6 protein-coding genes are annotated in these 14,214 nt (G+C 63.6%); 4 read left to right on the top strand and 2 right to left on the bottom strand.

Annotated elements, in window-relative coordinates; genetic code table 11:
- Positions 1 to 8: 8 nt before the first annotated feature.
- The 3 genes from D8B20_RS08395 to D8B20_RS08385 all read left to right on the top strand — a co-directional run bounded on the left by D8B20_RS08395 (position 9) and on the right by D8B20_RS08385 (position 6,687).
- Positions 9 to 2,699, top strand: coding sequence for a hybrid sensor histidine kinase/response regulator (locus D8B20_RS08395; RefSeq protein WP_145888439.1), 2,691 nt, complete (start codon positions 9 to 11; stop codon positions 2,697 to 2,699).
- The gene (locus D8B20_RS08390; protein ID WP_145888438.1) at positions 2,696 to 4,894 is read left to right on the top strand and encodes a glycoside hydrolase family 2 protein; all 2,199 of its coding nucleotides are present in this window, start codon (positions 2,696 to 2,698) and stop codon (positions 4,892 to 4,894) included. The genes D8B20_RS08395 and D8B20_RS08390 overlap by 4 nt, the downstream gene beginning before the upstream one ends.
- Positions 4,895 to 5,256: 362 nt before the next feature.
- Positions 5,257 to 6,687: a purine-cytosine permease family protein gene (locus tag D8B20_RS08385; RefSeq protein ID WP_145888437.1), complete on the top strand. Its 1,431-nt coding sequence runs from the start codon at positions 5,257 to 5,259 to the stop codon at positions 6,685 to 6,687.
- A gap of 48 nt (positions 6,688 to 6,735) precedes the next feature.
- On the opposite strand, the gene D8B20_RS08380 is transcribed toward D8B20_RS08385, so the two are convergent.
- Positions 6,736 to 7,287, bottom strand: coding sequence for a YbhB/YbcL family Raf kinase inhibitor-like protein (locus tag D8B20_RS08380; protein ID WP_145888436.1), 552 nt, complete (start codon positions 7,285 to 7,287; stop codon positions 6,736 to 6,738).
- Between the two features lie 113 nt (positions 7,288 to 7,400).
- On the opposite strand from D8B20_RS08380, the gene D8B20_RS08375 reads away from it, so the two are divergent.
- The gene (locus tag D8B20_RS08375) at positions 7,401 to 11,981 is read left to right on the top strand and encodes an ATP-dependent helicase (RefSeq protein WP_145888435.1); all 4,581 of its coding nucleotides are present in this window, start codon (positions 7,401 to 7,403) and stop codon (positions 11,979 to 11,981) included.
- Here D8B20_RS08375 and D8B20_RS08370 read toward each other — a convergent pair.
- On the bottom strand, positions 11,978 to 14,074 hold the full coding sequence (locus D8B20_RS08370) for an FUSC family protein (RefSeq protein WP_145888434.1): 2,097 nt from the start codon (positions 14,072 to 14,074) through the stop codon (positions 11,978 to 11,980). The genes D8B20_RS08375 and D8B20_RS08370 overlap by 4 nt on opposite strands.
- Positions 14,075 to 14,214 lie beyond the last annotated feature (140 nt).

Raw genomic sequence — 14,214 nt, 5'->3', positions numbered from 1 at the left:
AGGCCTGCATGCCGGATAGTTTGCTACCGAAAGCGCTCGACTCACTGCGCGCAGCCATGCTGATGTACGACGATCAGGAGCGTCTGGTGGCCTGGAACCAGCAGGTGGTGCGCTTTTATCCCGGTATGGAGCACTGCATCCACACCGGGATGACGCTGACAGCGCTGGCAGAAGCGTTCATCGCCACGGTGTACATGACAGAAAACGCCCAGAGTCGTCAGGCGATGGCCGACAACCTGGTCAGCCGCTGCCGGCTGGATAACCACAGCGAGATGCGCCGCATCGGCAACCGGCAGGTGTTTGTGCAGCATAACCGCACGCCGGACGGCGGCATTGTCAGCCTGCATATCGATATGTCCGGCTTTACAATGATTAACGAATCACGCCAGCAGCTGCACGCCGATTTTGTGCTGGCCGCCGAATCGACGCAGATCGGTATCTGGGACTGGCAGCAGCAGCATGATTTGCTGCAGGTCAACGACGCGCTGCTGAACATGCTGGGGTATCCGCGCGAGACCTGGCACTACAGCGCCAGCTTCCTCGATACCCTGCTGCATCCCGACGATCGCGAACCGCTGCAGCAGCTGTTTGCTTCTGCCAGTAACCAGCAGCTGCCGGTGTTTGAGCGGGAAATCCGTTTGTTACACCGTAACGGCAATTACCGCTGGATGCTGCTCTCCGGTCAGGTAGCCAGCGTCACCGTCGACGGCGGCACGGAACGGGTGATTGGCACGCTGCAGGACATCACCAAGCGTAAAGAAGCGGAACAGCTGTCGCTGCAGGCGGTGGCCGCCGCGCGCGGCGCCAACGAGGCGAAAAGCGCGTTTCTCGCCAACATGAGCCATGAAATCCGCACGCCGATGAACGGCATCCTCGGCATGACGCAGCTGTGTCTCGATACCCGGCTGACGGCTGAACAGCGCGAATACATGACGCTGGTTTACCACTCAGCGCATACGCTGCTGCGCATTATCAACGACATCCTGGATTACTCGAAAATTGAAGCCGGCAAAATAGAGCTGGATGAAGAGACGTTTGAGATCCGCCCCTTCCTGCACGCGATCATGCGGCCGCTGATGCCCGCCGCGTCGGAAAAAAATATTGAGCTGCTGCTTAATGTCGCGCCGGAGGTGCCGCAGACTTTTGTCGCCGACACCGTCCGTCTGCGGCAGATCCTCACCAACCTGGTCAGCAATGCGCTGAAGTTCACTCATCAGGGTGAAGTGGAACTGGCGGTAAAACGTGATGCCGCCACGCACCGGCTGCACTTTCGCGTGCGCGACACCGGCATTGGCATTCCGCTGGAGAAGCAGCAGCTGATCTTCGAATCCTTCAGCCAGGCGGACACCTCCACCACACGCAAATATGGCGGCACCGGGCTGGGCCTGACCATTTCGGCGCGCCTCGCTGAACGGCTGGGCGGCGAGCTGAAGGTACAGAGTGAGCCCGGCAGCGGCAGCGTCTTCAGCTTTTCGCTGCCGCTGCCGGCGCAGGACGCCGCCGACGCGCTGAAAACCTCACCGCGCCTTGCGCAGCTACCGGTACTGGTGGTGGATGACAACGCCACCAACCGGCATCTGATGAGCGATATGCTGCGCAATATGGGGCTGCTGCCGGCCTTAGCCGCCAGCGCCGCCGATGCGCTGGCGCTGCTGCAAACGCACCCGGTCTACCCGCTGATTTTGCTGGATGCACAGATGCCGGACAAAGACGGCATTGCGCTGGCGCTGGAGATCCGCGCCAATCCGGCTTTTCGCAGCAGCCAGATCATCATGCTGAGTTCCATGAGCCGGTCAATGGACGCCGAACAGCTCAGCCGGATTGGCGTGAACTATTTCCTTGGCAAGCCGGTGGATCAGCGTGAGCTGTATGAGGTAATCCTCGCCGCGCTCAACAACCAGCCGCGGCCAGCCGCCGATCATCCCGGTGAACGCACCGAACCGCCCCAGACTGCCGCTACCTCGCTGCGCATTCTGCTGGCGGAAGATAATCTGGTGAACCAAAAGCTTGCGGCCCATTTCCTTACCCGGCTCGGGCACGAGTTTGCCATTGTCGGCAACGGCATTGATGCACTGACCCAGCTGCAGCACGCCCGCTGGGACCTGATACTGATGGATTTGCAGATGCCGGAGCTGGATGGCGAACAGGCCACGCGGCTGATTCGGGAGCGCGAAGCCGTCGCCTCGCCGCCGCGCCACCAGCGCATTATTGCCATGACGGCGCATGCCATGAAGGGTGATGAGGAGTACTGCCTGCAGATTGGCTTTGACGGCTACATCGCTAAACCGGTGAGCCAAGAGGCGCTGCACAGTGAAATTCAGCGCGTGATGGCGTTGCCGGAAGCGACGCCGCCCGCCGCGCCGCCGGTTTCTGACGGGGCGGCGCTGGCGCAGCAGCTGGGACTGGAGGCGACGCTACTGCAGGAGCTGCTGACGCTGTTTGCCGGCTCGCTGCCCGATCTGCACGCCCAGCTGACGCTGGCGCTGCAGGACGCGGATAACGAACGCATCCGCCGCATCAGCCACAAGCTGCGCGGCGAAGCCTCGATTTTTGGCTTTAACGCACTGACGCAGTTCCTGCAGCAGCTGGAGGAGCAGGCGCGGCAGCATCAGCCACCCGATCGCGACGCCGTGTCACGCCTGGCTGCCCTGGCGCAGCAGGTCCGGCTTCAGCTTGAACGCCTGCAGGAGGATGTATGAAACAGGCTACGTTGTCCCTGATGCTGGTCTGCTGCGCCCCGGTGCTGGCCGCGCCGGTGGTGTCGCCGGTCAGCTGGTCGCTGGCGGGGCCGTGGAAAGTTCACGATGCGAATCAGCCGGCACCCGACAACGGGCGTCTGCCGGGCACCGGCTGGCGCACCCTGCCGGTGCCGGCCAACTGGTATGCCGCCGGTTATGACCATCAGGGCGCGCTCTGGTACCGGCGGGCATTTTCGTTACCCGCCCTGTCGCCGCAGCAGCGCGTCACACTGGAGATGGATGGCGTCGATTACTTTGCCGATGTGTGGCTGAATGGCCGCGCGCTGGGACACCATGAGGGGTATTTTCAGCGCTTTAGCGTGGATCTCACCGACAGCCTGCGCCGCCATAATCAGCTGACCATTCGCGTGGACAGCCCGCTGGAAGATGTGCACAAAGAGTGGCCGCTGCGCAAGAATCTGATGAAGGGCATACTTAACCAGCACGATTCCCGTCCCGGTGGTGCCTGGTCGCCGCAGGGACAGGATGCCAACTCCGGTGGCATCTGGGCGCCGGTGCGGTTGCGCGTCAGCCGTGGTGCCACCATCGATACGCTGATTCTGCGGCCCGACTGGTCGCAGGGGTTATCGCAGCCGCAGCTGCGCGCCGAACTGGTTTATCGCGCCCCCGCCGATGCGCACGCCTCCCTGAGCGTGCAGGCAACGCCGGCCAATTTCACCGGCCAGCGGTTTACCCTGCGCCAGCGGGTGAAACTGAAGGCCACCGGCAGCAAAGCACAGCGGCTGAGCGTCACGCTGCCGATGCCACAGGCGCGCCTGTGGTGGCCGGTGGGCTATGGCAAACCGCATCTTTATCGGGTCAGCGCGACGCTCAGCGACGCCCGGGGCGTGATGGATCGCCGCAGCAGCGTGACCGGGCTGCGCAAAGTCGACGCGCTGGCTGACAATCAGGGCTGGCGGGTGAACGATCAGCGGGTGTTCATCAGAGGCACCAATTACATCGGCTCGCCCTGGCTCAGCACCATGAATGCCGACCGCTACCGGCGCGATTTGACGCTGGTAAAACAGATGAATGCCAACGCCATTCGCGTGCACGGTCACGTGGCCGGTCGCCCGCTGTATCAGGTGGCGGATGAGCTGGGCATCATGATCTGGCAGGATGTGCCGCTGCAGTGGGGCTATAACGATTCAGACGCCTTTGCGGATAACGCGGTACAGCAGACGCGGGACATGGTGGAGCAGTTCGGCAACTCGCCGGCGATTATCGTGTGGGGCGGCCAGAACGAACCGCCGTTTAACTCGCCGTGGATGGAGAAGCGTTTTCCCGACTGGCATAACAATCTCAACCGCAAGCTGACCGATCGGGTGGCAGCAACGCTGGCAGAAGACAAGAGCCGCATTGTGCATCCGTTCTCTGCCGTTGAGGAGCACTACTGGGCGGGCTGGTATTTTGGCACCCTGGAGAAATTACTGGAGCCTGCCAAAACCGCCACCGTGACGGAATTTGGCGCCCAGGCCCTGCCGCGCCTCGCCACGCTGAAGACCATCATCCCGCGCAGCGACTGGTGGCCGGCCACCACCGAGCCCGGCGATGTGAAGTGGACCCGCTGGAAATACCATAACTTTCAGCCTATCCAGACGTTTAAAAACGCCGGGATCGCCCGCGGCGAAACGATGGAGAGTTTTATCACCAACACCCAGCGCTATCAGGCGCAGCTGGTTGCGCTGGCTGCGGAGAGCTACCGGCGTCAGCGTTTCCAGCCGGTAACGGCGCTGTTCCAGTTTATGTTTGTCGAAACCTGGCCCTCCATCAACTGGGGCGTGGTGGATTATCTGCGGCAGCCCAAACAGGGCTATTACGCCCTGCAGCAGGCTTATCAGCCGCTGCTGCCGTCGATCGACCCGCACACGCTGCAGTGGAAAGCCGGCCAGCCCGGACAGATCTCGCTGTGGATCATCAACGATCGCCCGCGCGCTTTTGCTGGCAGCACGCTGGTGTGGACGGTCAAACAGGGCAACCGGGTGCTGGCTGACGATCGCCAGCCGGTCAATATCGCTGCGGATTCCGGCCGCAAAATTGTCGATCTGCCGGTGTCGCCGGTTGACCGTACGCCGCTCCGGATTGATGCGAAGATTGTTGACGGCGGCGGCCGGGTGTTATCGGCCAATACGCTGCAGCTGGCGGTCAGTCCGTAAGCGCGGCGGCCGCTGTGCCCGGCTTTGCGCCGGCCGGAAACGCAGGCGACACATGCTGCGCCAGCCGGCGCGCCGTGCGGTATGCTGCCACACCCGCCAGCAACCGGCTCGCTTTCGCCGCTGTGGTGGCAGCAGGCGGCCTGTCCGCGCTCTGCTGCTTATTGCTGATCATTCTGGCCTGTCCGATCCCCGCATCCTTGCAGGCTTGCCAGCGTCATCACAATTTCCAATGACCCGCCGCCTTGTCAGACACTGACCCGCGTGACAATATCGCTACATGTATATACATGTACGCTTCGTGACGATTACGCCAGCACGCCATCACTGCAGACTCTCCCTTTTGCCGCTTAAGCGAGGAAACTATGTCAGCCGACTCTACTGCCGCAGCACAGGCAGGCCGGGAAAAACAGCGCCTGTCTGAAACCCGTTCCATTGATTACATTCCGCTTAATGAACGCCACGGCCATCCCATCAGCCAGTTTACGCTGTGGTTTGGTGGCAACCTGCAGATTACCGCCATCGTCACCGGCGCGCTGACCGTGGTGCTGGGCGGCGATGTAGTGTGGTCGATTATCGGCCTGCTGGTGGGCCAGATCGCGGGGGCGGCGATTATGGCGCTGCACGCCATTCAGGGGCCGCGCCTGGGATTGCCGCAGATGATCACCAGCCGCATGCAGTTTGGCGTGCTGGGGGCGGTGATCCCGCTGGTGCTGGTGTGCATCATGTATGTCGGCTTTTCTGCCAGCGGCACGGTGCTGGCCGGCCAGGCGCTGGCTAAGCTGGTTCACGTCAGCAATGCCGCCGGGATGATACTGTTCAGCGCGCTGATTATGGTGATTGCGGTGCTGGGGTATCGCGTAATCCATCAGCTGGGCAAAATCGCCAGCGCGATCGGCGTGCTTGCCTTTCTCTACCTGTTTATCACCCTGCTCTCCACGCACGATCTGGCGGCGGTCTGGCAGAACCGGCACTTCACGCCCGCCAGTTTCCTGCTGGCGGTGTCGCTCGCGTCGTCGTGGCAAATTGCTTTCTGCCCCTATGTGTCAGACTATTCACGCTACCTGCCCGCCGATGTCAGCGCGCCGCGCCTGTTCAGCTGCGTTTTCTTTGGCACCGTGCTGGGCACGCAGGCCTCCATGACGCTGGGCGTGCTGGTGGCGGCCATCGCTGGCAGCGCCTTTGCCGGCAATGAAGTGGGCTACATCGTCAGCCTTGGCAGCAGCGCGACGATGGCTATGGTGATCTACTTTGCTATCTGCTTCGGCAAAATTACCTTTACCACGCTCAACGCCTACGGCAGCTTTATGTCGCTTTCCACCATCGTTTCCGGCTTTCGCCAGCAGTCCGCCATCAGCCGCCGCGGCCGCATCCTGTTTGTGGTGCTGATGGTGTCGCTGGCCTGCGCGATAGCGCTCATCAGCGAGCCGGCCTTCCTGAAATCCTTTACCCATTTCCTGCTGTTTCTGCTGGCTTTTTTTGTCCCGTGGAGCGCCATCAGCCTGACCGATTTTTATCTGATCACCCGCGGCAAGGTGGATATCCCTGCGCTCTCGCGAGCGGATGGCCGCTACGGACGCTGGAACTGGCCGGGCATCGTGACCTATTTTCTTGGCGTGCTGGTGCAGCTGCCGTTTATCGATAACCCGATTCATCACGGTTCACTGACGTGGCTGTTTGCCGGTAACGATGTCTCCTGGATCATTGGCTGGGTGGTCACCGCGCTGCTGTGGCTGGGCGCGCGCGGGCTGGATCGCCGCGGTACACTTAGCCACTCCGTCTATCCGCCGGCATAATCCCGCGTGTTGCTGACCGGGTGGCGTTGTCACCCGGTCTTCACCGCGTCAGTTATCGTTGGTGAAACGCCCGACCCGCGTCGCCCCGGCCAGCGCGTGCCCCCTGAGCTTGCTGACCAGTTCATCCTGCGTCAGCCCGGCCGGAAGCTGATCGGCGGGGAGATCGGTGGCGATCAGCACAAAATTGTAGTGATGCATGCCGCTGCCGGCAGGCGGACAAGGGCCGTAATAGTGTGCGGTGCCCGGCGTGTTCCGGCCGCCGGTGTAGCCGGTACCCTGCGTCAGCGCGCCCCGGGCAAACGCACTGCGGCTGGCGGCGATGTTATAGGCCACCATGTGCGTTACCCCCAGCCCTTTTGCCCCGACCGGATCGGTTATCAGCAGGGCAAAACTGCGGGTGCCGGCGGGCGCGCCGGACCATTTCAGCGCCGGTGAGACATTCTCCCCGGTGCAGGCCGCATTCCCCGGTTTGTTGCCGGCAAAGGCCTTCTCCAGCATGCCGCCATCCTGAAAATCCGGCGATTGCAGCGTAAATACCGGTGCCGCGAAGGCTGAAACCGGCAGCAGCGCCAGCAGCAGCCCACGTTTGAACGTTCTCATTTTTCACTCCCGTTGATGAAAAAACCCGCCAGAGAAACAAGTATATAACCTGAATCTGCCGCTGCCGCCGACTACACTGCATAACGTCCGTCACGGTTAAACAGGAGCCAGGGATGCCTGCGTCATCGTTATCATTATTCACCCCCGCCACACAGCACTGGTTTCGCCAGACATTTACCCGCCCGACGCCGGTGCAGCAGGACGCGTGGCGCGCTATCGCCAGCGGCCAGCATTGTCTGGTGATCGCCCCGACCGGCTCAGGTAAAACGCTGGCGGCGTTTCTGTATGCGATTGACGCGCTGTTTCGCGAGCGCAGCGCCGGTGAAACGGTGCCGCGCAGCCATAAAACGCGCATCCTCTATCTCTCGCCGGTCAAAGCGCTGGCGGCGGATGTGCAGCGTAACCTGCAGCTGCCGCTGGCGGGTGTACAGGCGCAGCGGCAGCTGGCCGGTGAAGCGGCGATAACGCTGGAGGTTGGTATGCGATCCGGCGATACGCGCAGCGCTGACCGCGCCAGGCTGCTGCGCCGCCCGCCGGATATTCTGATCACCACCCCGGAATCGCTGTTTCTGATGCTGACGTCGAAAGCGCGCGATACGCTGCGCGGTATCTCGACGGTGATTGTCGATGAAGTGCACGCCGTCGCCGGCAGTAAACGGGGATCGCATCTGGCGCTCAGCCTGGAACGACTGGATGCACTGCTGGCCGCCCCGGCACAGCGCATCGGACTCTCTGCCACGGTGCGCCCGCCGGAAGCGGTCGCCCGCTATCTGGGCGGCGCCGGCGAAACGCGCATCGTTAACCCGGCCGCAGAGCGGCCGCTGCAGCTGACCATTACCGTGCCGGTGAGCGATATGACAGATATCGCCGCGCGTCCGGATGCGCGCGCCGCCGGCGAAGGCGCGCAGAGCACGGGCTCGATCTGGCCGCACATTGAAGCCGGGATTCTGGCCGAGGTGCTGCGTCACCGCGCCACGCTGGTATTTGCCAATTCACGCGGGCTGGCCGAAAAACTCACCGCCCGGCTCAACGAACTGTATGCCCGCCAGCACGGCGAAGCCGCACGGCCGCCCGCCGCGGCTTACAGCTCCTTCAGCTGCGGCACCGGACAGCGTGCCGACGCCCCGGCCCCGCTGCTGGCGCGCTCGCATCATGGCTCGGTCTCCAAAGAGCAGCGGCTGGCGATTGAAACCGCACTCAAACAGGGCACGCTGCGCTGCGTGGTGGCCACCTCCAGCCTGGAGCTGGGCATTGATATGGGCGATATCGATCTGGTGATTCAGGTGGGGGCGCCGCCGTCGGTGGCCAGCGGCCTGCAGCGCGTCGGCCGCGCCGGTCATCAGGTGGGCGGCACGCCAAAAGGCATTATCTGGCCGCGCACCCGACGCGATCTGCTGGACGCAACGGTGACGGCGCAGGCGATGCTTGACGGCGCGCTGGACCCGATTGCCCTGCCGCGCAATCCGCTGGATATCCTGGCGCAGCACACCGTAGCCGCCGCCGCGATGGAGACGCTGGACGTAGAGAGCTGGTATCAGCAGGTCACGCGTGCGGAACCGTTCCAAACGTTACCGCGTCACGTTTTTACCGCGGTGCTGGATATGCTGGCCGGGCGCTATCCCTCTGATGCCTTTGCCAGCCTCCGGCCGCACCTGATCTGGGACCGGCAAAACAACACCCTGCGCGGTCGCCCCGGCGCACAGCATCTGGCGGTCACCAGCGGTGGCACCATTCCGGATCGCGGCATGTTCAGCGTTATGCTGCCGGAAGGCGAAGAACAGGCCGGTGCGCGCCGCGTCGGTGAACTGGACGAAGAGATGGTGTATGAATCGCGGGTCAACGACATCATTACCCTCGGTGCCACCTCATGGCGGATTCAGCAGATCACCCACGATCAGGTTGTGGTGGTACCGGCACCGGGCCGCTCCGCCCGCCTGCCGTTCTGGCACGGCGAGAGCGCCGGCCGGCCGGCCACGCTTGGCGCCGCCATCGGGCGTTTTCTGCGCGAGACCGCCGGTGCGCCGTCGTTTGTCAGCGCTATTGCCGATGCGAACGCGCAGCACAACCTCAGGACGCTGATGGAGGAGCAGATCGCCGCCACCGGCACGTTGCCAACGGATCGCACGCTGGTGCTGGAGCGCTGCCGTGATGAAAACGGCGACTGGCGCGTGATCCTGCACTCGCCGTATGGCCAGCGCGTACATGCCCCCTGGGCGCTGGCGATAGCCGACCGCCTTGGTCGCCAGCTCGGCCTCGATCCGGCGGTGGTGGCCAGCGATGACGGCATCGTTGCGCGTTTTCCGGCCAGCGAGGGCCGGGAGCCGGATGCCGCGCTGTTTCTGTTCCAGCCGGATGCGTTGCAGCGCACGGTCAGTGCGGCGATTGGACACTCGGCCCTGTTTGCCGCCCGCTTTCGTGAGTGCGCTGCCCGCGCCCTGCTGCTGCCGCGCCGCAATCCGGGCCAGCGTTCGCCGCTCTGGCAGCAGCGGCTGCGCGCCAGCGAGCTGCTGGCGGTGGCGCGTCAGTTTGATGATTTCCCGATCCTGATTGAAACCGCGCGTGAATGCCTGCAGGACGTGTACGATCTGCCGGCGCTGCACCAGCTGATGGCGCGCCTGCAGCAGGGTGAGATTCAGCTGGTGGAGGTCACCACGCAGACCCCGTCGCCGTTTGCCGCGCCGCTGCTGTTCGGCTATGTGGCAGAATTTATGTATGCCAGCGATGCGCCTCAGGCTGAACGCCGCGCCTCAATGCTGGCGCTGGACAGCAATCTGCTGCGCGATCTGCTGGGCCAGGCGGAGATGCACACGCTGCTGACGCCCGCGGTGGTAACGCGAGTCGATCAGGAGCTGCAGCGCGTGGCGCCGGACTATCAGGCCACGCAGGTCGAAGCGCTGGTGGATATGCTGCGCCAGCTTGGCCCGCTGAGTGAAGCCGAGCTGAAAGCGCGCTATGCCGGCGACCCGCTGAACACAGACGCCTTCGACGCGCTGCTGCAGGCACAGCGCCTGATCCGCGTCTGCATCGCCGGTGAGCCCCGACTGGCGGTGGTGGAAGACGCCGTGCGCCTGCAGGATGCGCTGGGCGTGGCGATCCCGCCCGGCTTGCCCGCAGCGCTGTTGCAGCCGGTGCCGCAGCCGCTGGAGGATCTGCTGCACCGCTACGTGCGCAGCCATGCCGTCTCCACCAGCCAGCAGATAGCCGCCCGCTTCGGCCTCGGGCGCGCCGTGGTAGACGCGACGCTGGAGACTCTGCGCCAGCAGGACCGCGTCCTGAAAGGGGATTTTCTGCCGTCACCGTCCGACAGCAGCAGCCAGTGGGTGGCCACGCCGGTGTTCCGCCGTTTGCGCGTGCGTTCGCTGCAGGCGGCGCGCGATGCCACCCGGCCGGTCAGCCAGTCTGCCTATGTCAGCTTTCTGCTGGCGCGCCACGGCCTGATCGGCGAGGCCAGCGCTGCGCCGGCCGCAGGCGTATTTTCAGGAAGCCACGGCGTACTGCGCGTGATTGAACAGCTGGCGGGCGTGGCCCTGCCGGCGTCGCTGTGGGAAACGCAGATTTTGCCGTCCCGCGTGCACGATTATCAGCCGGCGATGCTGGATGAGCTGCTCGCCTCCGGCGAGGTCATCTGGTGCGGTCACCGCGCCCGCAGCGAGCGTGAGGGGCTGGTTTCGCTGCACCTCAGCGAGTATGCCGGCGAGACGCTGCCGCCATTGAATGCGGGCCAGCCGGTGACGTTGTCACCCATGCAGCAGGCGATTCTCGCTGTGCTGCAGGATGGCGGCGGCTGGTTTGTGCGGCAGCTGGTGCCGCGTGTGGCTGAGCAGCTCCAGCAGACGCCGGACCCCACTGAACTGTATCAGGCGATGTGGGAGCTGGTGTGGTGCGGCTGGCTGACGCAGGATACCTGGGCGGCGCTGCGGCATCTGACTTCACGCAGCGCCGCCCGCCCGCGCCCCAGCCGCCCGCCCCGCCATCGTCACAGCCGGGCCAGCTTCGCCGCGCGTCAGGACGCGGCGCCGGGTCTGACGCTGAACAGCATGGCCGGACGCTGGTCGCGGGTGGTGCGGCCGGCACTGGCAGAAACGGAACGGGCGCTGGCGCTGACGGAAAATATGCTGGACCGCTTCGGCGTGATCACGCGCGGCGCGGCCATCGCTGAGCAGATCCCCGGCGGTTTTCCGGCCCTGCAGCCGGTACTGCGCGGCCTGGAAGATGCCGGACGTCTGCTGCGCGGCCGCTTTGTCGCGGGCATGGGCGCGGCGCAGTTTGCCGATAACCCGACAATTGAGCGGCTGCGACAGGCTGGCAGCGGTGCGCCAGCGCGGCACGCGCCGGTAGCGCTTTCGGTGCTCGATCCGGCAAATCCCTTTGGGGCCCAGCTGCCGTGGCCGCTGAGCCGCGGCGGCGTGCGTCCCCCGCGTCGCGCCGGGGCGCTGCTGGTACTGGCTGACGGCGCGCCGGTGCTCTGTCTGCCGCCGGGCGGCAAAGCGCTGCTGACATTTGGTGATGCGCTGAGTGACGAGGCGCTGTACGCCGCCGTGCTGGCGCTGGGCCAGGCGCTGAAACGGGAGAAAACCCTGCGGATCACGCTGGAGCGCATTGACGACCAGCCCATCGGCCAGTCGCCGCTTGCCGGCGCGCTGAAGGCCGCCGGATTCTCCCGTGAGCCAAAAGGCTACAGCTGGTACGGCTAAGCGCTGAGCCGGTAACGGTGCTGCTGCAGCCGCTCGGCCTGGCGCGGCGTGGGCTCAGGCCAGGCCAGCTGCGGAAATAAATACAGCCGCACGCTGTAGAGGTGAAACAGCGGCGTCAGCAGCTGTTCGTCGCGCGGTGCCAGCTGTGCCATCAGCAGCAGCAACATATCCAGCTCCTCCTGCAGGTCGGCGTGCGGCATCGCCTGCAGCGATTTCAGACGTCGCTTCAGAAACATGCTCAGTTCATGAAACATCTGTCCGCTCTCCAGCTGATAGCGGCTGAGCAGCGCCTGATGGCGCACGTAATAGTCGAAGCTGTTGACGCCCAGCCACACCTCGGTGAGCAGCATGCCGGCAGAGCGCATATCCGACTGCGGATCGAGGTGCAGACGCGGCAGCACCACGTTAACTTTGTCCAGCATCAGGCTGATAAAGCGCTGCCGGGCCGTGAGGGAGGAACCGGTGCGCTCAATCTCTTTGATGAAGCGCAGCAGTTCACGCAGGCCGTGCCGCACTGCGCGACGCGCGGTCCACGACGGACGCTTGTTGCGCATGATCGCGGTGAGGATCACCGCCAGCAGCACCCCGCTCAGCGAGGCAATGGCGTTGTTTACCAGCAGCACCAAATCCGGCTTCAGATGATGGCCGAGCCCGATAAAACCGGGGATTTGAATCGCTACGCTCAGGCCAATCATATTGCTGGCCGGACGGGCAATCATCAGTCCCAGCAGCAGCAGGCCCGGTGCCAGACACAGTATCAGCGCCTCAAACGAGGTAGCCTGCGGCAGCAGCAGCGCCACGTAAATCACGCTGATAACAATGGCGACGATCACGCCACGCACAAACAGCTTCATGGAGGTGAGCGGCGTATCCAGACTGGCAAAAAAAGAGCTGAGGATCGCCGCCATCACTGGCGCAGCGGCACCGTCACGCCAGCCGGTCACCATCCACAGCAGGCAGGCGCCAAAGGTGGCGCAAAACGCCGTCAGCGCTGACAGCCGAATCAACCCTTTGTCAAAGAAACGGTGCGTGCGTTTGCCGCGTGCCAGCGTGGTGTCGCCTGACAAATCGCTCACCAGGTCGCCCACGCTCTGATACGCGCCGGCGATGCGGACAAAATCTGCCAGTCGCTCCAGCAGCCCCGTCAGCAACAGGCAGTGTTCCAGCGGCAGTTCGCCGCTGCGCCAGGCGGCGTTGACGCGATCCTGGCAGTGACTCAGCTCCAGCTGAATGCCAATCACATCCCCCACGGCTTCGCCATCGTGCAGCCAGATCAGAAACTGCCGGAAGCTGTGCGCCACATAATCCGGAAACGTGATGTCCCGCGCCGCCAGCCGCTGCAAACGCATTTCAATGGCTGTCAGCGTTGGAATCAGGTACGAGAGGTGCTGATACTGCACGCTGACCAGGCGGATGAGCCGCCGCGCGGCATCCCCTTCATACACGCAGTGGGTGATCAGGATTTCCACCTGCTGCGGGTTGGTGGCCATACGGGTCAGGATCGCGTCGCGCTCCGGCGACGTGGCGCCGGAAATCCCGCTGAGCAGATCGCTGCACAGTTTGCGTCCGTTGAGATACCACTGGCTGACGCTTTGTTCCAGCAGGCTGCGCATGGAAACCGGAAACAGCAAGCCGTGTACCAGACTGCTGCAGACAATCCCCAGCGTAATCTCTTCTATCCGCGACAGCACGGTGCTGGTAATGCCGGCGGGCGTAGTGACCTCCGGAAAACCCATGATCGCCGCGCTGTAACCGGCCAGCATAAACACATAGCTTTTTGGCGTGCGGTCATGCAGGGATAAATAGAGGCAGACGCTGACCCACAGCGAAATGCAGAAGCTGAACAGCAGCGGATGCGCCACCGTAAGCGGAAAGATGAAAAAGATAAACACGCCGCCCAGCAGAGTGCCCAGCAGACGAAACAGCGATTTTGAGATGGTTGAGGCGGAATAGAGCTGAGAAGCAACAAACACCGTGGTCAGTGCCCAGGCGGGGCGATCCAGGTTCAGTTCCAGGGCCAGATACAGGGCAACAAAAGCAGCGAGACAGGTTTTTACAGCAAAAAAAACGGCGTTTTTTGAAAACCACGGCATGTCACGAAAGACCAGAAGGCGCTAAGTGCGGCGTATGCTGCCAGAATCTGGCGGCCGCTCATCCGGATAACTACGACAAATTGTTTCGCCATCAAAAAGCGTGTTCCTGCCAGCCGATAGATGCCTGACTAATTATTAAG

Origin of the sequence: Candidatus Pantoea soli (assembly GCF_007833795.1) — a bacterium.
Taxonomy (GTDB): Bacteria; Pseudomonadota; Gammaproteobacteria; order Enterobacterales; family Enterobacteriaceae; genus Pantoea; species Pantoea soli.
This window is presented reverse-complemented; position numbering and strand designations above follow the sequence as displayed.